The organism is Streptomyces sp. NPDC088194 (assembly GCF_040702025.1).
Lineage (GTDB): Bacteria > Actinomycetota > Actinomycetes > Streptomycetales > Streptomycetaceae > Actinacidiphila.
In genome coordinates this window covers 46,326-67,722 of record NZ_JBFBIV010000016.1, presented here as the reverse complement: position 1 = coordinate 67,722, position 21,397 = coordinate 46,326, and the positions used below count along the sequence as shown (strand labels likewise).

22 protein-coding genes are annotated in these 21,397 nt (G+C 72.0%); 6 read left to right on the top strand and 16 right to left on the bottom strand.

Annotated elements, in window-relative coordinates; translation table 11 throughout:
- Positions 1-5 precede the first annotated feature (5 nt).
- The 4 genes from AB0399_RS11570 to AB0399_RS11555 all read left to right on the top strand — a co-directional run bounded on the left by AB0399_RS11570 (position 6) and on the right by AB0399_RS11555 (position 4,070).
- Complete coding sequence (locus AB0399_RS11570) at positions 6-233, top strand: toxin-antitoxin system HicB family antitoxin (RefSeq protein WP_329365388.1); 228 nt, start codon at positions 6-8, stop codon at positions 231-233.
- Between the two features lie 98 nt (positions 234-331).
- Positions 332-856 carry a PadR family transcriptional regulator gene (locus AB0399_RS11565; protein WP_329365390.1) on the top strand — a complete coding sequence of 175 codons (525 nt, stop codon included), beginning with the start codon at positions 332-334 and terminating at the stop codon, positions 854-856.
- A gap of 59 nt (positions 857-915) precedes the next feature.
- Entirely contained in the window at positions 916-1,584 is a 669-nt protein-coding gene (locus AB0399_RS11560) for an ABC transporter ATP-binding protein (RefSeq protein ID WP_328474440.1), read from the top strand.
- Entirely contained in the window at positions 1,581-4,070 is a 2,490-nt protein-coding gene (locus AB0399_RS11555; protein WP_366411107.1) for an ABC transporter permease, read from the top strand. The genes AB0399_RS11560 and AB0399_RS11555 overlap by 4 nt, the downstream gene beginning before the upstream one ends.
- Before the next feature lie 51 nt (positions 4,071-4,121).
- Here AB0399_RS11555 and AB0399_RS11550 read toward each other — a convergent pair whose 3' ends face one another.
- From AB0399_RS11550 to AB0399_RS11535, 4 genes are all read right to left on the bottom strand, one after another.
- Positions 4,122-5,684 (bottom strand): AI-2E family transporter, encoded by a 1,563-nt coding sequence (locus tag AB0399_RS11550; RefSeq protein ID WP_366411106.1) that lies wholly within the window; start codon positions 5,682-5,684, stop codon positions 4,122-4,124.
- A 135-nt stretch (positions 5,685-5,819) separates the two neighbouring features.
- Positions 5,820-6,503 (bottom strand): transglycosylase SLT domain-containing protein, encoded by a 684-nt coding sequence (locus AB0399_RS11545; RefSeq protein ID WP_329365396.1) that lies wholly within the window; start codon positions 6,501-6,503, stop codon positions 5,820-5,822.
- 419 nt (positions 6,504-6,922) lie between these two features.
- A complete protein-coding gene (locus AB0399_RS11540) occupies positions 6,923-8,242 on the bottom strand; it encodes a PhoH family protein (protein WP_328468589.1) in 1,320 nt (439 codons plus the stop codon).
- Between the two features lie 171 nt (positions 8,243-8,413).
- Positions 8,414-9,175: an isoprenyl transferase gene (locus tag AB0399_RS11535; RefSeq protein WP_328468587.1), complete on the bottom strand. Its 762-nt coding sequence runs from the start codon at positions 9,173-9,175 to the stop codon at positions 8,414-8,416.
- Positions 9,176-9,389: 214 nt separating this feature from the next.
- Between AB0399_RS11535 and mgrA the strand changes: the two genes are divergently transcribed.
- Positions 9,390-10,433 carry an L-glyceraldehyde 3-phosphate reductase gene (gene mgrA, locus AB0399_RS11530; protein ID WP_366411105.1) on the top strand — a complete coding sequence of 348 codons (1,044 nt, stop codon included), beginning with the start codon at positions 9,390-9,392 and terminating at the stop codon, positions 10,431-10,433.
- Positions 10,434-10,582: 149 nt separating this feature from the next.
- On the opposite strand, the gene AB0399_RS11525 is transcribed toward mgrA, so the two are convergent.
- The gene (locus tag AB0399_RS11525; RefSeq protein ID WP_366411104.1) at positions 10,583-11,302 is read right to left on the bottom strand and encodes an A24 family peptidase; all 720 of its coding nucleotides are present in this window, start codon (positions 11,300-11,302) and stop codon (positions 10,583-10,585) included.
- A gap of 67 nt (positions 11,303-11,369) precedes the next feature.
- Between AB0399_RS11525 and AB0399_RS11520 the strand changes: the two genes are divergently transcribed.
- Positions 11,370-11,720: a DUF192 domain-containing protein gene (locus tag AB0399_RS11520; protein ID WP_329365401.1), complete on the top strand. Its 351-nt coding sequence runs from the start codon at positions 11,370-11,372 to the stop codon at positions 11,718-11,720.
- Between the two features lie 131 nt (positions 11,721-11,851).
- Here AB0399_RS11520 and AB0399_RS11515 read toward each other — a convergent pair whose 3' ends face one another.
- The 11 genes from AB0399_RS11515 to AB0399_RS11465 all read right to left on the bottom strand — a co-directional run bounded on the left by AB0399_RS11515 (position 11,852) and on the right by AB0399_RS11465 (position 21,241).
- Positions 11,852-12,451 (bottom strand): OmpA family protein, encoded by a 600-nt coding sequence (locus AB0399_RS11515; RefSeq protein WP_329373967.1) that lies wholly within the window; start codon positions 12,449-12,451, stop codon positions 11,852-11,854.
- 70 nt (positions 12,452-12,521) lie between these two features.
- Positions 12,522-13,106 (bottom strand): hypothetical protein, encoded by a 585-nt coding sequence (locus AB0399_RS11510; RefSeq protein WP_366411103.1) that lies wholly within the window; start codon positions 13,104-13,106, stop codon positions 12,522-12,524.
- 26 nt (positions 13,107-13,132) lie between these two features.
- Positions 13,133-13,693, bottom strand: a complete 561-nt coding sequence (locus AB0399_RS11505) for a pilus assembly protein TadG-related protein (RefSeq protein ID WP_366411102.1) — start codon at positions 13,691-13,693, stop codon at positions 13,133-13,135.
- 29 nt (positions 13,694-13,722) lie between these two features.
- Positions 13,723-13,980, bottom strand: a complete 258-nt coding sequence (locus tag AB0399_RS11500) for a hypothetical protein (RefSeq protein ID WP_366411101.1) — start codon at positions 13,978-13,980, stop codon at positions 13,723-13,725.
- A 188-nt stretch (positions 13,981-14,168) separates the two neighbouring features.
- Positions 14,169-15,059, bottom strand: coding sequence for a DUF5936 domain-containing protein (locus tag AB0399_RS11495; protein ID WP_329373973.1), 891 nt, complete (start codon positions 15,057-15,059; stop codon positions 14,169-14,171).
- Between the two features lie 22 nt (positions 15,060-15,081).
- Entirely contained in the window at positions 15,082-16,002 is a 921-nt protein-coding gene (locus tag AB0399_RS11490) for a type II secretion system F family protein (protein ID WP_328474434.1), read from the bottom strand.
- Between the two features lie 53 nt (positions 16,003-16,055).
- Complete coding sequence (locus AB0399_RS11485; RefSeq protein ID WP_328468573.1) at positions 16,056-17,390, bottom strand: CpaF family protein; 1,335 nt, start codon at positions 17,388-17,390, stop codon at positions 16,056-16,058.
- Positions 17,387-17,926 (bottom strand): TadE/TadG family type IV pilus assembly protein, encoded by a 540-nt coding sequence (locus tag AB0399_RS11480; RefSeq protein ID WP_366411100.1) that lies wholly within the window; start codon positions 17,924-17,926, stop codon positions 17,387-17,389. The genes AB0399_RS11485 and AB0399_RS11480 overlap by 4 nt, the downstream gene beginning before the upstream one ends.
- Positions 17,923-19,512 (bottom strand): P-loop NTPase, encoded by a 1,590-nt coding sequence (locus AB0399_RS11475; protein ID WP_328468568.1) that lies wholly within the window; start codon positions 19,510-19,512, stop codon positions 17,923-17,925. Before AB0399_RS11475 ends, AB0399_RS11480 begins: the two co-directional genes overlap by 4 nt.
- 133 nt (positions 19,513-19,645) lie before the next feature.
- On the bottom strand, positions 19,646-20,380 hold the full coding sequence (gene cpaB / locus AB0399_RS11470) for a Flp pilus assembly protein CpaB (RefSeq protein WP_328468566.1): 735 nt from the start codon (positions 20,378-20,380) through the stop codon (positions 19,646-19,648).
- A 12-nt stretch (positions 20,381-20,392) separates the two neighbouring features.
- A complete protein-coding gene (locus tag AB0399_RS11465; protein WP_366411099.1) occupies positions 20,393-21,241 on the bottom strand; it encodes a hypothetical protein in 849 nt (282 codons plus the stop codon).
- Between the last annotated feature and the right edge of the window lie 156 nt (positions 21,242-21,397).

Sequence of the window (21,397 nt, the reverse complement as noted above, 5' to 3'; positions counted from 1 at the left end):
AGCCAGTGACCGAACCCAGCCGCCCCTCCCGCAAGCAGGTGCTCCTCAGGCTCGACCCGGCCGTCCACGACGCGCTCGCCGCGTGGGCGGCGGGCGAGTTGCGCAGCACGAACGCGCAGATCGAGTACCTGCTCCGGCGGGCACTGACCGAGGCGGGCCGGATGCCGCCGGCCGCCCGGCCGATCCCGCGCCGCGGGCGCCCGGCGAAGGAGCCGCCAACCGACCCCCGTTGAGACCATAGAACCGCCCTGACCTGCGGGAACACCCGAGCCGAAGAGTTATGCACAGTGGGTATACACGTGATGTATACCCATGGTGTAGTCTGCTCGGCATGTCAATCGGCCAGACCCTGCTCGGACTCCTGGAGTCCGGGCCGCGCCACGGTTACGACCTCAAGCGCGCCTTCGACGAACGCTTCGGACACGATCGGCCGCTCGCCTACGGCCAGGTCTACTCCACGATGGCCAGGCTGCTGAAGAACGGCCTGGTCGAGGTGGACGGCATAGAGCCCGGCGGCGGCCCGGAACGCAAGCGGTACGCCATCACCGACGCCGGGATCACCGACGTGGCCGACTGGCTCGCCCAACCGGAGAAGCCCGAGCCCTACCTCCAGACGACCCTCTACACCAAGGTCGTCCTGGCCCTGCTGACCGGCAGGTCCGCCGTGGACCTGCTGGACACCCAGCGCGCCGAACACCTGCGGCTGATGCGCGAGCTGACCCGTCGCAAGAAGGACGGCGACCTCGCCGACCAGCTCATCTGCGACCACGCCCTGTTCCACCTGGAAGCCGACCTGCGGTGGCTGGAACTGACCGCGGCCCGACTGGACCAACTCGCCGCGGAGGTGGCCAAGTGAGCGCTGGAGAAGCCGACAACCGTCCGGGCGCCCGTGACCAGGGCGCCTCGACCGAACCGCTGCTGCGGGCGATCGCGATACGCAAGGCGTACGGACCCACCGCCGCCCTCGACGGGGCGGACCTGACCATCCGCGCCGGCGAGGTCGTCGCGGTGATGGGCCCGTCCGGGTCCGGCAAGTCGACGCTGCTGCACTGCCTGGCCGGCATCGTGCGCCCCGATTCCGGCGAGGTCCGCTATCGCGGGCAGGAACTGTCGGCGATGTCCGACGGGGAGCGCAGCGCGCTGCGCCGCACCGACTTCGGCTTCGTCTTCCAGTTCGGCCAGCTCGTCCCCGAGTTGACCTGCCTGGAGAACGTGGCGATGCCGATGCGGCTGGGCGGCGTCAAGCGCCGCGTCGCGGAGGAGAAGGCGGCCCAGTGGCTGGAGCGGCTGGAGGTCTCCGACGTCTCCGGCAAGCGGCCCGGCGAGGTCTCCGGCGGGCAGGGCCAGCGGGTCGCGGTCGCCCGCGCCCTGGTCGACGACCCCCGGGTGGTCTTCGCGGACGAGCCGACCGGCGCGCTGGACTCGCTCAACGGCGAGCGCGTGATGCGGCTGCTCACCGACGCCGCCCACGACACCGGCGCGGCCGTCGTCCTGGTCACCCACGAACCCCGGGTGGCCGCGTACTCCGACCGGGAGATCGTCGTGCGGGACGGGAAGTCGCGCGACATGGAACGGGTGTCATGAGCACCCAGCACGGAAGCGCGCGGTTCGAGCCGTTCGCCGGCTTCGACGCGACCGGCGGCGGCCCGCGCAGCCCGGGACGCTCAGGAGACCCAGGACACCCGGGGCGCCCGCCCGAGCACTCCGCCGACCTGCGCACATGGCTGCGCGACCTCGCGCTCGGCGCGCGCTTCGCGATCAGCGGCGGGCGCGAGGGGTGGACCCGCACCATGCTCACCGCGGTCGGGGTGGGGCTCGGGGTGGCACTGCTGCTGCTGACCGCGGCGGTGCCGGCGATGATGCAGACCCGCAGCGAGAAGGAGAACGCCCGCCAGCCCGCCAACGCCACCTACGTCGCCCATCCCACCGCCGACAGCCTGCTGCGGGCGGACGCCCAGACGACGTACCGCGACCACGACATCGGCGGGGCCCTGGTGCACCCGGAGGGCGCGGAGGCGCAACTGCCGCCCGGCCTGACCCGCTGGCCCGGCAACGGGCAGATGGTGGTGTCGCCCGCGCTGAAGAAGCTGCTGGCGTCCGCGCCGCTGCTGCGCGAGCGCCTGCCGTACACGATCACCGGCACCATCGGGAAGGCCGGGATCACCGGCCCGGCGGAGTTGTACTACTACGCCGGCAGCAACCAGTTGGTCCCCCACGACTCCCGCTACCTGGTCGGCAACGCCGACCGGATCACCGGCTTCGGCCTCGCCGACCAGTCGGAGCCGCTCGGCCCGACGCTCGAACTGCTGCTGGTCATCGTCCTGGTGGTGCTGCTGCTGCCGGTCGCGGTGTTCATCGGCACCGCGGTGCGCCTCGGCGGTGAGCGCCGGGACCGGCGGCTGGCCGCGCTGCGGCTGGTCGGCGCGGACATCCGGATGACCCACCGGATCGCGGCCGGCGAGGCGGTGTTCGGGGCGCTGTTCGGGCTGCTCTTCGGCGGGGCGCTGTTCCTGATCGGCAGACAGCTCGCCTCGAAGATCAGCGTCATGTCGATCTCCGCGTTCTCCTCGGACCTGACGCCGAACCCGGCGCTGACCGTACTGATCGTGCTCGCCGTGCCGATCGCGTCGATCGCGGTGACCCTGGCCAGCCTGCGCGGCACCACGATCGAGCCGCTGGGCGTCGTACGGCACGCCGTCGGCCGGCGCCGCCGGCTGTGGTGGCGGCTGCTGCTGCCCGCGGTCGGACTGGCCTTGCTGGTACCGCTGTTCGGCAAGGTCCATGGGGGCTCGGGGATCAACGAGTACCAGGTCGCGACCGGCGCCGTCCTGCTGCTCTTCGGGGTGACCGCGGTGCTGCCGTGGCTGGTGGAGGCCGTCGTGGGGCGGCTGCGCGGCGGGCCGATCGCCTGGCAGCTGGCCACCCGCAGGCTCCAGCTCAGCAGCAGCGCGTCCGCCCGGATGGTGAGCGGGGTGACCATCGCCGTCGCCGGCGCGATCGCGCTCCAGATGCTCTTCAACGGCGTCAGTGGCGACTACGTCCGGTCCACCGGCGCCGACACCAACCGCGCCCAGGCCGCCGTCAACGGCATGGTCGCGAGCGGCGCGCAGCTCGACGCGGACGCGAAGTCCATCGCCGCCGCGCAGGGCGTCAAGCAGGTCTACGGCTACGTGCACGGCGACGCCACCGGGCCGGACGCGAGCAAACTCCCCAGGAACGACGAGACGCAGTACCCCGACCTGGCGATCAGCGTCGGCGACTGCACCGCGCTCCGGCAGATGGCACGGATCACCACCTGCCGGCCCGGCAGCGTGTTCCTGGTGCCGCCGGGCGACGGCACCGACAGCGACTACCAGAAGTACGCCAGGCCCGGCGGGAAGCTCGACCTCAACACACCGGACGGCAACGCCTACAGCGGCAAGCCCCGGCTGTGGCAGATCCCGGCCACCGCGGTCAGCGTGCGCTCACGCGCGGACGCCACGGGCGCGCACACGTGGGGCGTGCTCGCCACTCCGGAGGCGATCGACAGCTCGTCGCTCAAGTACCTGGACGGGCAGCTGGCGGTCGTGCTCGACCCGGACCAGCCCGACGCGATCGAACGGGCGCGCAACGCCGTGGCCCGCCTCGGTGTCGACATGTCCATCTACGCCCTGTATGACACGCGGACGAAGGCCAGTTTCACGCAGATCCACCGCGGTCTGCTCGCCGGGGCGGTCTTCACCATGGGGCTGATAGGCGCGGGGTTGCTGGTGACGATGCTGGAGCAACTGCGCGAGCGCAAGAAGCTGCTCGCGGTGCTGGTCGCGTTCGGCACCCGGCGCTCGGTGCTGGCGTGGTCGGTGCTGTGGCAGGCGGCGGTGCCGGTGGTGCTGGGGCTGGTGCTCGCCGTCGCGGCCGGCATCGGGTTCGGCGCGGCGCTGCTCGCGATGGTGGAGCGGCCCTTCCACACCGACTGGGTCAGCGTCGCCACGATGACCGGGGTCGGGGCGGGGGTCATCTTCGCGGTGACGCTGCTCAGCATGCCGCCGCTGTGGCGGCTGATGCGGGCGGACGGGCTCCGCACGGAGTAGGGCGCGTCCCGGCGGGGCGCGTGGGGGGTCGGAATTCCCTCCCGCGCGCCCCTATTTCACGCCGTCGTCCGCCAGTTCACGCGCGTCGAGCTCGTCCTCGTCGGTGCCGGTGTCCGTGTCGGTATCCGCCGTCGCGTGCCCCTCCGCAGCCGTCTCCGGGGTGGGGTCCGCGTCGGGGCCAGGGGCCGAGGACGGGTCCGCCGCCTCCTGGGCGGGCTCGGCGTCCGGCGCGGGTGCAGCCGGGGACGTCCCGGTCCCGGTCTCGCCCTCGGAACCCGACTTCGCCCGCGCCCTGAGCACGCCGACGACCGTGTTGCTCACCGCGACCAGCGGCACCGCGCTGATCGCCCCGCCGATCCCGGCGATCATCGACCCGGCCGCCACCGACAGCACCACGGCCAGCGGGTGGACCCGCACCGCGCGGCCGAGGATGAACGGCTGGAGCACATGCCCTTCGATCTGCTGCACCGCGAGCACCACGAGCAGCACCAGCAGCGCGGTGAACGGCCCCTGGGTGACCAGCGAGACGACCACCGCCACCGCGCCCGAGGCGACCGCGCCGACCAGCGGCACGAACGACGACACGAAGATGACGACCGCCAGCGGCACCGCCATCGGCACGCCGAGGAAGAAGATGCCGATGCCGATGCAGATCGCGTCGATCATCGCCACGATCACGGTGCCGCGCACGTACAGCGTCAGGGTGCGCCAGGCGCGCGGGCCGGCTTCGGCCAGTCCGGCCCGGGCGTCCCGCGGGAACAGCCGCAGCACCCAGTTCCAGATGTTCGGCCCGTCGTAGAGCAGGAACAGGGTGCTGAACATCGCCAGCAGCACGCCGGTCAGGAACTCCACGATGACGGTGACGCCTTGCAGGCCCGCGTCGGTGAGCTGCTTGGTGTTGTGCCCGATCGCGTTGCTGAGGTTGTTGGCGACCTGGTTGATCTGGTCGTCGGTGACGTGGAAGGGGCTGTTGAGCAGCCACTTCTTCCCCTGGTCGATACCGTCCTGGAGGCTGGTGGACAGGCTGTCGATGTTGTCCATCACCTGCCACACCACGAACCAGCCGACCAGGCCCATCACCACGAAGCCGCCGATGAAGACCATGGCGGTGGCGAGCCCGCGCGGTACCCCCATCCGCTTCAGGCGGGCCACGAACGGCTGGAGCAGCGCGGTGATCAGCAGCGCGGCGACGAACGCCAGCACCAGCAGCCGGACCGCGCCTATCACCCGCATCAGCACCCACACGGTGCCGGCCAGGACCAGCAGCCGCCAGCCGATCTCGGCGGCGACCCGCATGCTCCACGGCACCACCGCGACCGGGTTCGGCACCGGCGCGGTGCGCGGCGGCGCGGGCGGGTCGGATGCCGCCGCCTGCGCGGGAACTGACGCCGGGTCGGCGGTGCCGGCCGCCGCCGGGTCCGGCGGCTGCGCGACGCCGGCCTCGGGCCGGGCCGGCTCCGGCTGGGCGGGCACGCCAGAGGGGGCCGCGGTGGTCGCGGCCCCCCGGTGCTCCGCGTCGCGCGCGGAAACAGTGGCGTGTCGTTCGTCCAGTCGCCCGGCGAGATTCGCCAGACCGGACGCGAGCGTGGCGCTCCAGTGGCGTTTGTCCGGCATCGCTGTTCTCCCCCTGACCCGTCGGCCCTCTGTGGCACTGCTGTGCAAGACGACGTTACCCGGGATCAGGGTTGACCCGGCCACGGTAGTGGCCCGATCGGTGGCGCGACGCGGCTGCCGGTCCGGCGCCGGATTCTAGTAGTAGTGGTTGACCTGCCAGAACTGCCAGGCATCACAAGGACTGCCGTAGCGGCTGTTCATGTAGTTCAGGCCCCACTTTATCTGCGTGGCCGGGTTGGTCCGCCAATCGGCGCCCGCCGAGGCCATCTTGGAGCCGGGCAGGGCCTGGACCAGACCGTAGGCACCACTGGACGCGTTCTGAGCGGTGTAGTCCCAGCCGCTCTCGTGCGTCACGATGTTGGAGAAGCACATGTACTGGCCGCTGCCGACGATCTGCTGCGCCATGGCCTGCACCTGTGCGGTGGTGTACGAGGCCTGTACCGAGAAGGTCGCGCTCGAGTCGCCCTTGCCGGACTCCGCCTTGATCTTGGCCGCCTTGGCCGCCGCTGCGTCGTCCGCCTTCTTCTTGCTGGCGGCGTCCTTCGCGGCCTGGACGCGGGCTGCCTGCTCCGCGGACTGCCGGGCCGAGGCGTCTGCGGCGTCCGACTGAGCTTGTACCTGCTCCGTCAACGACGCCTGCTGCACCTGCTGGCCGGCGGGGATGTCTGCGAGGAGGGTGGTCGTGCCCGCGGCTTCGACGGGCTGGTCGGCTGTGCCGCTGCCCTGGTCTGCGCCCGACGCGACGCCTACCACGGCGCCCACTGTGGTGACCGCAGTGGCTGACGCCACCGCGAGTCCCCGGACCGAGATCCGGCTCACACGGTTTCCTTCCGGAATCGCCCGCTTGGTGACCGCACGGACGGAATCGTGCCCCTGGCGCGGTCCCCCTGGGCCGGTCCGCCGTACGGGCCGGGCGGTCACGGGGGTACTGGCCCGGTGCGAAGTCCCTTGCGGGGTCCGCGTGGTGCTCGGGCGGCTCATGGCGTCGATGTGGACTTGTGGGTGACGCGTTCCCGCGCCCCGAGGGGTACGGGAGTGCCATGAGCGGGGCCTGACAGCCTCACACCCTGCCGTACTCCGACGCCGTGCGGCAATTTCCGGTTGAGTGGCAAACTTCACATGCTGCGGACGGAGGTAAATCCCTGCACGCACACCCCCCGAACGCTAAGCTGCTGCGCCCGGTTTCCCGGACGCAGCAGCCTCAACTCGCCTGATTATCGGACAGATACGGCCATTGCTCAGCCGCCGGTCTCCTCCAGCATCTCGGTGACGAGTGCCGCGATCGGCGACCGCTCGGAGCGGCTGAGCGTCACGTGGGCGAAGAGCGGATGCCCCTTCAGTTTCTCCACCACCGCCACGACTCCGTCGTACCGCCCGACCCTGAGGTTGTCGCGCTGGGCCACGTCATGGGTGAGCACCACCCGCGAGCCGGCCCCGATCCGGGACAACACGGTCAGCAGGACGTTCCGTTCCAGCGACTGGGCCTCGTCGACGATCACGAACGCGTCGTGCAGCGAGCGGCCCCGGATGTGGGTGAGCGGCAGCACTTCGAGCATGCCGCGCGCCACCACCTCCTCGATGACCTCCTTCGACGTCACCGCCGCGAGGGTGTCGAAGACGGCCTGGGCCCACGGGCTCATCTTCTCCGCCTCGCTGCCCGGCAGATAGCCCAACTCCTGCCCGCCGACCGCGTACAGCGGGCGGAAGACCATCACCTTGCGGTGCTGGCGGCGCTCCAGGACCGCCTCCAGGCCCGCGCACAGCGCCAGCGCGGACTTGCCGGTGCCGGCCCGCCCGCCCATCGACACGATGCCGACCTCCGGGTCCAGCAGCAGATCCAGCGCGATCCGCTGCTCGGCGCTGCGGCCGTGGATGCCGAACGCCTCCCGGTCGCCGCGCACCAGGCGCACCCGGCCGTCCTCGGTGACCCGGCCCAGCGCCTTGCCGCGCTCGGACTGCAGCACCAGCCCGGTGTGCACCGGCAGATCCGCCACGTCGGGCAGATCGATGACCTCCTGAGCGAAGAGGGCGTCCACGTCCTCGGCGCCGATCTGCAGCTCCTCCATCCCGGTCCAGCCGGAGGTGATGGCGAGCTCCGCGCGGTACTCCTCGGCGAGCAGGCCGACCGAGGACGCCTTCACCCGCAGCGGCAGGTCCTTGGAGACGACGGTGACGTCGTACCCCTCGGCCTGGAGGTTGCGGGCGACGGCGAGGATGCGCGAGTCGTTGTCACCCAGCCGGAAACCCGCGGGCAGCACCCCGGGGTCCGAATGGTTGAGCTCGACCCTGAGCGTGCCACCGATGTCGCCGATCGGAATCGGCGCGTCGAGCCTGCCGTACCTGATCCGGAACTCGTCGAGCGTGCGCAACGCCTGGCGGGCGAAGTAGCCGAGTTCGGGGTGGTGGCGCTTGGCCTCCAACTCCGTCACCACGACGACCGGCAGCACGACCTCGTGCTCGTCGAAACGGGTGAAGGCGTTGGGGTCGGCGAGCAGCACGCTGGTGTCGAGTACATATGTGCGCCGGTCGTGATCACGGCGATTCTTGCTGGTCACCACGTGTGGACGAACCCCCTCGGGAGAGGTGAGTCTTGCGGTCCGGCAGCCAAGGTCCGGATGCCGGTCTGCCAGTGATATGCCCTGCATCAGCCGCTCGCATGCGGATGCATACGACAGTCACCCGACGGTCACCGCCTCGCCACGGAACGCTCACCCCTCCGGTGGAGGCGATCACGCTCCGTAGCGGCGATGCCGGGCCGCGTAGTCACGCAGCGCCCGCAGGAAGTCCACCTTGCGGAAGGCGGGCCAGAAGACCTCGCAGAAGTAGTACTCCGAATGCGCGCTCTGCCACAGCATGAAGCCGGACAGCCGCTGCTCGCCCGAGGTGCGGATCACCAGGTCGGGGTCGGGCTGGCCGCGGGTGTAGAGGTGCTCGGCGATGTGCTCGACGTCGAGGATCTCGGCCAGGTCCTCGATGGAGGTGCCGCGCCCGGCGTGCTCGTGCAGCAGCGAGCGGACCGCGTCGGCGATCTCCTGCCGGCCGCCGTAGCCGACCGCCACGTTGACGAGGATGCCCTCCTGGCCGTCGGTGGCCTGCTCGGCCTCCTTCAGCACGCTCTGGGTGCGCGCGGGCAGCAGGTCCATCGTGCCCACGTGGTGCACCCGCCAGCGGCCCGCGGCGGCCAGTTCGGTGACGGCGTCCTCGATGATGCCCAGCAGCGGCACCAGCTGGTCGGCCGGCCGGTCCAGGTTGTCGGTGGACAGCAGCCACAGGGTGACCACCTCGACCCCGGTCTCCTCGCACCAGCCCAGCATCTCGGCGATCTTGTCCGCGCCGGCCCGGTGGCCCTGCTCGGGGCTGCCGCCGGACGCCTTGGCCCAGCGCCGGTTGCCGTCCAGGATCACGCCGATGTGCTTGGGGGTCTGCGACACGTCGATCCGGCGTTCCACCCGGCGGGAGTACAACCCGTACACCAGGTCGCGCAGATTCATCGCGTACCAGCCCCTCATGTGCTCGTCGCCCGAGCGGCCACACTACTGCGCGAACAGCCGTACGGACGAACCGGGTCGAGCAGCCGCAGGTCGCGGACGGGGCCGGATACGGGCGCCGGACGGTGGCGCGGCGGGGCCGTGAGCGGCGGCGCGACCGCGCGGGCGGGCGGTATCGCGTAGTAGATCCTTCAACCGCGCGTGATAAGCAGAGGACGTGAACATCCGAAACCTCTACCGCGCCTCCGACGAGCGCTACGACTCGATGGAGTACCGCCGCACCGGACGCAGCGGCCTCAAGCTCCCGGCCGTCTCGCTCGGCCTGTGGCACAACTTCGGCGACGACCGCACCCTGGACTCGCAGCGGGCCATCCTGCGCCGCGCCTTCGACCTCGGGATCACCCACTTCGACCTGGCCAACAACTACGGCCCGCCGTACGGCGCCGCCGAGGCCAACTTCGGCACCCTCTTCGCGCAGGACTTCCGCCCCTACCGCGACGAGCTGGTCATCTCCTCCAAGGCCGGCTACGACATGTGGCCGGGCCCCTACGGCGAGTGGGGTTCCCGCAAGTACCTGCTCGCCTCGCTCGACCAGTCGCTGTCCCGGATGGGCCTGGACTACGTCGACATCTTCTACTCCCACCGCTTCGACCCGGACACCCCGCTCGAAGAGACGATGGGCGCCCTGGCCACCGCGGTCCAGCAGGGCAAGGCGCTGTACGTCGGCATCTCCTCCTACGGGCCGGACCGGACCCGCGAGGCGGCGCGCATCCTGCGTGAGCTGGGCGTGCCGGCGCTGATCCACCAGCCGTCGTACTCCATGATCAACCGCTGGATCGAGGACGACGGGCTGCTGGACGTCCTCGACGAGGAGGGCATGGGCTGCATCGGGTTCGTGCCGCTGGCCCAGGGCCTGCTCACCGACCGCTACCTCGGCGGCATCCCGGCCGACTCCCGGGCCGCGCAGGGCAAGTCGCTCAACCCCGCGCTGGTCAACGACGAGACGATCGCGCGGCTGCGCGCCCTCAACGACGTCGCCGCCGCCCGCGGCCAGTCCCTGGCGCAGCTCGCGCTGTCCTGGGTGCTGCGGGACCCGCGGGTGACCTCGGCGCTGATCGGGGCGTCGTCCGTCGGGCAGCTGGAGGCGAACGTCGCCGCGGTCGGGGCGGCGCCGCTGACCCCGGAGGAACTGGCGGAGATCGACCGGCACGCCGTGGAGCCGGAGGGCGTGAACCTCTGGAGCGTCAGCAGCGACGCGTAGCCGGACCCCGGGTGCCCCTGTTCCGCCGGTTCAGGGGCACCCGGGCGCGGGGGCTCTGAGGACGGGGGCGCTGAGGGCGGGGGGCTCTGACGGCAGGGGCGCTGACGGCAGGGGCTGACGGGAGCCTCTGACGGCCGCGGGCTGACGGGTCAGGGCACCAGGAGCAGTGCGGTCAGGGCGCCGGCGAGCATGAAGGGGCCGAACGGCATCGCGGTCTTGCGGGTGGCCCGCCGGGTGGCGATGAGGACGAGCCCGACCACCGCCCCGAGCAGGAACCCGGCGAACGTGCCGGTGATCACGGCGCCCCAGCCGTACCAGCCCAGGACGAGCCCGAGGGTGGGGGCGAGCTTCACGTCGCCGAAGCCCATGCCGGCCGGGTTGACGAAGAACAGCACGGCGTAGAGGACCCCCAGCACGACCGCGGCGATCAGGGCACGCGTCCAGGAGCCGTGGTGGGAGGGCAGCAGGGCGGCGCCGCCGAGCAGGAGCGCGGTGAGCCCGAGCGCGGGGAGGGTCAGGACGTCAGGCAGCCGGAAGACCGCGAGGTCGACCCGGGCGAGGACCCCGCAGACCGGTACCAGCAGCAGCCAGACGGCGAGTTCGGGGTGCCCGCCCGCCCGCCAGGCGAGTGCCGCGCAGACCAGTGCGCAGCCCAGCGCGGCACCGTGGCCGGGTCCGTGGCGCCGCTGGTCCTCGGGGCACCGCCCGCAGCGGGCCGGGCCGAGCCAGCCGCCGACCGGGTGCCCGGACGGGCAGGCCGCCGCCCAGGGCTCGTCGGCGGGGACCGCCAACCGGTAGGCGGCGCGCGGCAGGAGCAGCCCGCTCGCTATTCCCCAGACGGCGGCGCCCACGATCAGATAGACATGCACCGGGCCGACCGTACACGGGCGGTCGCGCCGTTCGGGAGGGGCCGGGCGGACGGGGAGGAGACGGACCATGCGCCGACGCTGGCAGGACGGCGAGGGCCTGCTGCGCACTCCGGGCACCGAGGTGGCGCTCCGGGTCGCCGCCTCCTACCGCGCCCGTACCCGGGGGCTGTTGGGCCGCGACGGGCTCGACGGCGCGTTGCTGCTCACCCCCGCGTCCAGCATCCACACCGTCCGGATGCGGTTCGCCATCGACGTGGCCTACCTCGACCGGCGGCTGCGCGTCCTCGCGGTCCGCACCATGCCGCCCGGCCGTGTCGGCCGCCCCCGGCTGCGGGCCCGGCACGTGCTGGAGGCCGAGGCGGGTGCCTTCGCCCGGTGGGGCATCGTGAAGGGCGTCACGCTGGAAGTGCCGGACTGAGGACGGGCCTTGGCGGCGTCGCGGGTCGGGCTCCCGGTACGCGGAAACGGGAACGGGCCGGTTCGCAAGGGGGGAGCGCGAACCGGCCCGAGGGGGGACTCACACGCTACCGCGCCCGGGGCCGGTGCTCCCTACGACGACGCGGGTGGCGTGAAGGTGATCTCCACCCGGCGGTTCTCGCGGCGGCCGCTCTCGCTGGAGTTGTCGGCGATCGGGTACTGCTCGCCGTAGCCGCGGACCTGGAAGGTGTGCGCGGGGTCGCCCAGCGTCGCCAGTTGCGCGGCCAGCACGTTGTAGACCGCGGTGGCCCGCTGCTTCGACAGCACGTCGCCGTGCTCGCTGCTGCCCAGGTTGTCGGTGAACCCGAAGACACGGATGGGTGAGGTGACGTGCTGCGCGTTGATGTCACCCGCGATCGCCTGGATACGGGACGTCGCGGTCGCCGAGAGCTTCGCGCTGTCCTTCGTGAACAGCACCTCGGCCTGCAGGGCGTACGTCACCGTCGTGTTCGACGTCTCCTGCCGCTCCTCCGGCTGGCTCGCGGACACCGAGCCCTGGTCGGTCACCGAGACGATGTCCAGGACCTTCGGCGGGGCCAGCGTGGCGCCCTCGGGGAGTTTCAGGTCCGGTGACTTCGGGTCGATCTGCACGGGGGCGGAGGGCGTGGGGTCGCCCGCGGTCGGCGGCGGGTTCGGGTCCGCGCCAGCGGGGGTGGCGCACACGAGGATCAGCGCGGCCGCGGCGGAGGCGCCGGCCGCGGCGACGGCCCGACGGGGGTGGGGTGTGCGGGTCACGGCCGGGTCACCCCTCGGAGATGGAGATCTTGGCGGGGGGCATGGTGGGGAGTTCGAACTCGACGGAGGTGGTGGATTCGGGTGGGGAGGGGAACTGGGCGAAGAAGGGGCGGGTTTCCTTGGGTTCGATTCCGACCAGGCCCATAGTGCACAGGCAGCGCCCGTCCGTGTCACGCAGGACGTAATAGCGCTTCTTCCCCGCCTCATCGACCAGGACGGCTCCAGCCACCGACGCCCCGGAATGGCTGAGCGCGGTCTCCTCACCGACCCACAGATTGGCGCTGAAGACCGACTGTCCGTTGTTCGTCACCGTACCTTCCACCGTGACGAAACCGCCGGAGTCGCGCACCGCGGAGTTGATGGTGACGAGCATGTCACTCTCGCCCTTGATCTGAGCCAGGACCTGAGTCGGCGACGGAGAGGGCGAATCCGCTCCGCCTCCACCCTTCGTGGCCTGGACGGACGAGCGAGGCGACGCTGAGGACTTGCCGTCCTCCTTCTTGCCGTCTCCTCCCCCACAGGCCGTCATGGTGATGGCGGCGGCAACGGCGAGTGCCACGGCTGTCGTCGCCCTGCGCGCGTGTCCCATCATTCCCCGTCCTCGCTGATCGTCGGAGTTCACTTGCTGAGGTGCACCGAGTAGAAGTCCGAGAGATCCAAAGTGAATCCCTGGGCACTCGGATCGATGGTCATTGGGCCCCCGTCACAGGTGAAGCGCATCGCATGGCCGCTCTTGGCATCGGTTCCGAGGGAGCATCTCGGCTCGACGACCGCGGTGGCGGTGGCCTCCGCGTGCTTGGATTCGGTGCCCTCGATCACCGAACTACCCACGGTGTCGTCGGTGATGACGGAAACGGTGTAGCCCACGCCGCTGCCGACTCGCTCGCACTGCCGCACCGTGGCTCGGTTGTCGCCGGCGTACTGGCGAGCCGCCTGGCACGCTGCTCCGTCATCGGTGCCGGCATTATTGAGGAGTTGGCCCAGGATGTCGCTGTTACCGGTGTCCAGTGCACGGAGGAACGCGATCTTGACCTCCTCGCGATTCTGTCGGGCTGCTGCCAGCGCCGCGGAGTCAGCAGCCGTCTGGGCCTTGCTCCGCACATTCGTCGCCTGTCCGACGGCGAAGAACGCGAACGCCAGGAAGAACAACGCCCCCATGGCGACGATGTAGATGCCCACCGTCTGCCCGCGGTCGCTGCTGAACCGTCCTACTTGCCGCTGCCGCTGGTGATCTTGTTGATCGTGTTGGTGATCGCGTTCTTGATGGTGTTTCCGATATCCGTCGTCCCCGCCAGCACCCCGATGATCACCGCGATCACCACCGCGATCCCGAGGTATTCGAAGGACGTCTGGCCGCGGTCCGAGCGGGTCGCCGTGCGGGCGGCGAGGCGGGCGGTCAGACGGTCCGTGCGGGTGCGGAGCCAGACCTCGGCGTCCGTGTAGTGCTGGAGAACCCACCTGTTCACGATTGCTCGCCCCATTCCTGATCACCTGGCTCCTGGTCACGGCGGCCGGTTCCGGCCGGTCGGGCTCGGGGGGCACGGCGCACCGCCTTTCGCTGGTCCTGCTGCTCGTACCGGGCACGTCGGCGCCCTCTGAGCCAGCATGACGCGAACTCACGCTGTGTCGTACCCCGTTCACGCAAAACAACGGCTCACCCGCCCCCGAAGAGGTCACCGAAGTGAATCTGGGAGCCGATGATCGTGCCCGAGATGAGCAGGATCATGGTGGCCGGGACGAGCAGGATCGTGATGACGCCCGTCGCGCGCGGGACCATGCGGGCCGCGCGGCGGCGGGCGTTCTGCGCCTCGGTACGGCGCATGTCGGTGGCGATCTGGAGCAGGGTGCGCGCGATGGGGGCGCCGAGTTCCTCGCCCTGCTGGAGCGCGGTGACGAACTGCCCCACCTGGTCGCTGCGGTTGCGCTTGCGCAGCTGGTCGAAGGCGTCGCGGCGGCTGACCCCGACGTCCATCTGCCGCAGAGCGACCCGGACTTCGTCGGACCAGGGGCCCTGGTAGACGGAGTTGACGCGTTCGAGGGCCTGGCGGAAGCCGAGCCCGGCGCTGACCACGACCGCGAGCACGTCGAGGAAGTCCGGCAGGGTGCGCTCGATGTCGTCGCGGCGGCGGCGGATCGCGAGCCAGATGCCGAGGTCGGCCCACCACCAGGCGTAGCCGAGCAGGAGGAGCGCCAGGAACCAGTTGCCGCGGCTGAACAGCGCCAGGGCGGCGAGGCCACCGAGGAAGCCGTAGACGGCGCGGCGGGCGGCGTAGCGCTCGACGGTGAGGCCGTAGGGGTGGCCGGCGTGGTCGATCCGGGCGCGCATCTTGGCGATCCGGGCGGGGCCCATCATCCGCAGCACCATGGGCGCCCAGCGCATGCCGACCCGGTCGATGGCGTTGCCGGTGCGGGTGGTGCGGGTGCGGCCGACTTCGAGGGCGAGCGCGAGGTCGTCGGGGAGTTTCGTGTCCGCGCGCAGCAGGCCGACGCCGTAGACGACGCCGGTCAGGGCGGCGGCGAGCAGGACGGCGAGGCCGAGTCCGATCAGGGTCATCGTGGCAGGTTCCTCACACGTCGATCCGGGACATCCGGCGGATGAGCGCGAAGCCGACCACGTACAGGGCCAGGGCGACCAGGACGCAGATCCGGCCGATGCCGGAGCCGGTCATGGCGCTGAGCGAGCCGGGCATGATGCGGTTGAGCAGCAGCAGCGAGCCGATGCCGATCACCGGGACCGCGTAGGCGGTGACGGTGACCTGGGACATCTGGGTACGGATCTCGCGGCGGGTCTCCTTGCGCTCCTCCAGGGTGACGGTGAGGTTGCGCAGGGACTCCACGACGGAGCCGCCGGCCCGGCTGGACAGTACGAGGGTGGACACCAGGACGACCAACTCGCGGCTGGGCAGGCGCTGCTGGAGTTCGCCGAGGGCGTCCTCGACGGAGTGGCCGAGCGCCATGGCGTCGGCGACCTGCTTCAACTCCTCTCCGGCGGGCGCCTCCAGCTCCTCCGCTGCCATGGAGACCGCGGTGCGCAGCGCCAGGCCGGCCTGGGTGGCGTTGGCCAGTACCCGGGCGAGTTCGGGGAGTTGGGCGATGAAGCGTTCGGTGCGCACCCGGCGGCGCCAGGCGAGGAAGGAGAAGCCGGCCCAGCCGGCCAGGAGCGCGGCGATCGGGCCGAAGAACGGCGCGAGCAGGGTCGCGGCGACGATCCAGGCGGCGGCGATGACGCCGGTCACGGCGGCGGTGAACTGGCCGGGGGTGAGGTTGGTGCCGGTGGCGGCGAGCCGTCCGGCCAGCCGGCGGCCCCAGGCGTAGCGGCGCACCCGGCGGTCCAGCGCGGCGAAGGCGGGCCGCCGGGGGCCGTCGTCGCCGAAGTCGCCGGCGAGGCGTTCGACCAGCGCGGCGCGGTCGGCGCGGCCGCCCCACCAGGCGTGCAGGCCCCAGACACCGAAGGCGAGCGCGACGGTGGCGACGCCGAGCACGAACAGCGGGTAGGGCCCGGAGGCGAACTGGGTACTGGCGAACTGGGTTCGCGCGAGGGTCACTTCGCCTCCCGGCTGTCGAGTTCGAGTTCGGTGGCGCCCACACCGTACGCGGCGGGGATGTGCTCGCCGGACAGGTAGAGGCGGTCGCCGATCTCGCGGGGCAGCGGGTGGTGTTCGTACCAGCCGCGGACGATGCGGTCGACGCCGAGGGGTTCGGCGCGGAAGCGGGTGGCGGAGGTGAGCCGGAAGGTGTCGCGGCCGCGGGAGGAGAGCACCGCGATCTCGGCGATCCGGCGGGTGCCGTCGACGTGCCGCTGGAGCTGGACCAGCACGTCCACCGCGGAGTTGATCTGGTCGCGCAGCGCCTCGAAGGGGATCTTGACCTCGCTCATGGAGGCGAGGGTCTGAAGGCGCAGGACGGCGTCCTCGGCGGAGTTGGCGTGCACGGTGGCGAGGGAGCCGTCGTGGCCGGTGGACATCGCCTGGAGCATGTCGAGGGTCTCGCCGCCGCGGACCTCGCCGACGATGATGCGGTCGGGGCGCATCCGCAGGGAGTTGCGGACCAGGTCGCGGATGGTGATGCGGCCCTCGCCCTCGACGTTCGGCGGGCGGGACTCCAGCCGGATCACGTGCTCCTGCTGGAGCTGGAGTTCGGCGGCGTCCTCGACGGTGATGATCCGCTCGCCGTCGGGGATCAGCCCGGACAGCGCGTTGAGCAGGGTGGTCTTGCCGGAGCCGGTGCCGCCGCTGACGATGATGTTGCACTTGGCGCGGACGAACCCGGAGAGCAGGAGCAGCATGTGCTCGTCGAGGGTGCCCAGGCCGATGAGTTCCTGGAGCGTGTAGGCGCGCGGGAAGCGGCGGATGGTCAGGGTGGGGCCGGTCAGCGAGAGCGGCGGGATGATGACGTTGACGCGCTCGCCGGACGGCAGGCGGGCGTCGACCATCGGATTGGACTCGTCCACGCGGCGGTTGACGGTGGAGACGATGCGCTCGATGGTCTGCAGGAGCTGGTCGGCGGAGGAGAAGCGGGCCGGGACGAGCTCGACCCGGCCGCCGCGTTCGACGTAGATCCGGTCCGGGCCGTTGACCATGATCTCGGTGACGGAGGGGTCCTCCAGCAGCGGTTCGAGGATGCCCAGGCCCAGTGCCTCGTCGACCACCCGACGGATCAGCGCGGCGCGTTCGGCGCTGGAGAGCACCGGGCCCTCGCGGCTGATGATGTGGCCGAGGACGCGTTCGAGCCGGGCGCGGCGCTCGGCGGCGGCGAGCGCCGACATCTCGGCGAGGTCGATCTCCTGGAGCAGTTTGGCCCGGTAGACGGCCACGAGGTGGCCTTCCTGGGTCTGCGGGGTGGCCTCTTCGACGGCGAGGCGGGCACGCAGGCTCATGGCGTCCAGTCCTCCTTCGGCATGGTCGCGTCGCGGTGCACCGGCCCGAACAGGTGCACGCCGGGCAGCACGGACGGGATGTCCACGGTGGCCTCCGCGGTGACGCTCTGCGCGTCGTTCACCGGCCATCCGATGTCCGGGTGGACCCAGCCGCTGACCGCGGCCTCGCCCGCCCGGGCGCCGGCGTCGATGCCTCCCTGCGGGTCGGGCAGCGCCGCGGTACGTGCGGCGGTCCGCGCCGCGGTGCCGGCCTGCGAGCCGCAGTAGGCGGCGATGCCGAGCTGGATGCCCGCGAGTGCGATGAGCAGCAGGAAGGGCAGCATGCCGAGGTATTCCAGGGATGCCTGGCCGGCCGGGCGCCGCCCGCAGATCCGCCCGCGGTACCGCTCGCCGTGCCCCTCGCCGTGCCGCTCGCCGTGCCGCTCGCCGTGCCGCTCGCGGAGCGTCCTGCCGGACCGCTCGCTGAACGTGCCGCCGAGTCGCCCACCAGCCCGCCCGCCGTGCCGCTCCCCGTGCCGCTCCCGCCGCGTCGTCATGGCGTGGTCCCCTCGCCGGCCGTCTCGTCCACGGTGCTCGCGTGGCCGTGCACGGTGACGGGGAAGTCGATGGCGCCGGGGAACAGGACGGGGACCTTGAGGCCGAGGGTGACGGAGACCTGGCCGTCCTGGGAGCGGTCGGCGGTGGGGCCTTGCATGTCGGAGGCCCAGGCGCCGGGGAGGTCACTGGCCGCGGCCGCACGGTAGTCGGCGCCGACGGCGGCGGCGCGGGCGGCCTGGTCGGCGGCGTTGCCCGCGAGGGTGAAGGTGTAGCCGGCCAGCACGGCCTGCCAGACCAGGATGAGGGTGATCAGGATGACCGGGGTCATGCCCAGCGTCTCCAGGGTGACCTGGCCGCGGTCGCGGTCGGCCCGGCGCAGCCGCTTCCCGGACCGCCCGGCCGGCAGCGTCGCGCCGGTGACCAGGCCCAACTCCCCCGCCAGCGTCCAGATTCCGGTGCGTACGGTGGAGCGCGCGTCGAGGTCGTGCAGCCGGCCCGCGTCGATGACGGGCTGGAGTTCGCGGAAGCCGGCCGGGATGGCGGACTCGGCGATCCTGGAGCCGGTGATCCGGCCGATCAGCGAGGGCTGGATCTCGCTGCCCCGGGTGTGCCGGTTGACCGCGGCGGTGGTGTCCTGGGGCTTGCGGATCTGCAGCCGGTCCCACATCCGCACCATCCGCTTGGCGGCGCGCACGGCGACGACGTCGGGGGTGGTGACCAGCACAGCGGTGTCGGCGGTCTCGACGGCGACCGCGTTGGCGCTGGTGACCTGGGTGCCGCAGTCGACGACGACCACTTCGTACCGCTGCCGCAGGGCGGTCAGCACCAGGCGGGCGGCCCGGTCGGTGACGTCCTCGCCGCGCTCGCCGTCGGCGGGGGCGAGCAGCAGCGCCAGCCCGGACTCGTGGACGTACATCGCGTCGTTCAGGACCCGCGAGGAGACGTCGGCGATGTCGGCCAGGTCGGCGATGGAGCGGCGGAACTGGACGTCGAGGTACGAGGCGACGTCGCCGCCTTGCAGGTCGAGGTCGACCAGGGCGGTGGAGCGGCCCGACGCGTGTGCGGCCAGGGCGAGTTGGACGGCGATGACGGTGGTGCCGACACCGCCCTTGGCGCCGGCCACCGCGACCAGGGTGCCGCCGGCGACGGCGGGCAGCGCGGCCCGGCCCGGCGCGAGGTGCCGGCGCACCCCCTCCGCCCAGGACGCGGCGGCCTCCACCCGGGCGCCCAACTCGTCGTAGGCGAGCGGCATTCCGATCACCCCGCGGGCGCCGGAGTTCATCGCGGAGGCCAGCATCGCCGGGCTCGGGTCGGCGGTGAGCAGCACCACGCCGACCGCGGGGAAGCGCAGCGCCACGTCCCGCACCAGGTCGAGCGCGGGCATCGGCCCGATCAGGTCGTGCACGACGACGACTTCGGGCAGCTCGTCGACGCCCGCCTCGGCGGCGCGGGCGAGGGCGTCGAGCAGCGCGGTGGAGTTGGGCAGGGCGGGGGCGGGTTCGGCGCCCGGGAGTTGGCCGAGCAGCCCGACCAGTGCGCGGGCGGCGTCGGCGTCGGCGGTGCCGGCGAGGATGCGTACGGTCATCTCGGCCCTCCCATGGCCGCGCCCGGCCTCGTCTCGCCCGGCCGGACCATGCCCGACCCGACCATGCCCGGCCTCGTCTCGCCCGGCCCAACCGCGCCCGGCCCGACCCTGCCCGGCCCGACCGCGCCCGGCCTCATCGCGCGGCTCCCGACGTGGACGCCGCCGACGTGTCGCCGGAGAGCGTGTAGGTGCGGTCGCTGTCCGGCGGGGCCGCGGTGTCGCCGGGGGCGACCAGGGCGAGCCGGACGTGTTCGGCGAACGACTCGGCGTACGCGACGCGTTGGGCGTCCTGGGCGTCGAGCGCGAAGGTGATCGGGACGCCTTCCTCGGACAGCCGCTGCGCGTCCTCGTTCTTGTCGAACGCCTTGATCTGGCCGACGTCGAGGACCTGCGCGCCGGCCACGATGATCTTCGAGACGTCGGGGTCGGTGTCCTTGCGGCCGGCGAAGGTGGCGAAGATGTTCACCCGGGCGCCGGGGGTGATCTTGCCCGCGACGCCGGTCTCCGCGTCGATCATGATGGCGATCTCCATCTGCCCGGGCTTGAGTTCGGGCCGGGCGGCGACCATGTCGGACTCCAGCAGCGAGCCCTTCTTCAGCGGCACCGCGGCGATCTTCCCCTGGAACTCGCCGAGGTCGCGGACGGCGGTGTCCGGCAGCCACCGTTTCGGCATCGATATCCGGTGCACCTTGGAGGAGTCCAGCGCGGTGTACGCGGGCACGTCCGACGACAGTTCGTACGCCGTCACCTTCTGGCCCACCTGGGAGCGGGCGTTGCTGACGACGGCGAGCACCCCGGCGAAGGCGGCCACCGCGCAGACCACGGAGACCACCAGGAGGACGACGCCACGGCGCTGACGTGAGTTCATGTGCGGGTGGACCTATCGCTTGTGGGGTTCGAGTTGGGGGCGGCGCGGTGTCTCGACCGCCGTGCCGGGCGGACGGGCGGCGTGCTTGGCCGGGTTGCCGCGGTCGTTGATCCGGGTGGCGCAGAACAGGCACTGGTCGCCGATGACTTCGAGCCCGCACCAGGTGCAGGTGTCGCGCCGCACCGAGGTGACGAGCTGGTAGAGCATGCCGACGTCGGCGATGTACGCGGTGAACTCGACCAGCCGTGAAGTCCCCCACCAGCGCGCCGAGTCGGGCGGCAGCGGAACCTCGCGCAGATGCTGGGTGCGCCAGGCCGCGGCGAGCGGCCCGGCCACCCAGCCGGGGTCCAGGCCGTTTCCGGCCACCGCGAGCTGCGTCTGGTAGCCGGGCCCGGGCGGCACGTGCTCCGCGTGGGCCTCGCCCAGGTACGGCTCGGGGTGCGCGACCACCGCGAAGTGCCGCCCGGGCACGAGGGACTTGACGTGGCTGCCGACGCTCACCGGCACCCGGTCCAGCTTGCTGACCGACGCGAGCAGCGCGCCGGAGTGCAGGTAGTACGACAGCAGGCGGGCGGCGCCGGCCAGCACGCCGGGCCCGAGGTCGGTGCCGGACAGCTGCCGTAACTGCTCGCCGAGCAGGGTGCGGGCCAGCGGCGGCAGGGCCAGCGGCACGATCGCGATCCGGTCGCCCTCCAGCGCGGAGCGGACGGTGTGCATCCGGCGCCGGGCCGGGTCGTCGGCCTCGGCCGGGGCGAGCGCGACCAGGTGGCCGTGCATGTCCAGCGCGGTGGAGGTGCGCACCACCTGCTCCTCCAGCGGGAGCGCGAGGTCGTCCGCGGTCACCGTGATGACGCTCGGCATGCGGCACCCCTCCCCATCTGCGCGCGGCGGTCCGGGTCGAGTGGGGTCCGCCTGGCCGTACGCGGTCGTCAGCTTATCGATGTGTAGCGAGTTGGGCGCGGAAAGTTGCGGATCGAACGAGGTGAACGACCGGTGTCCATCAGAGGTCTTGACAAC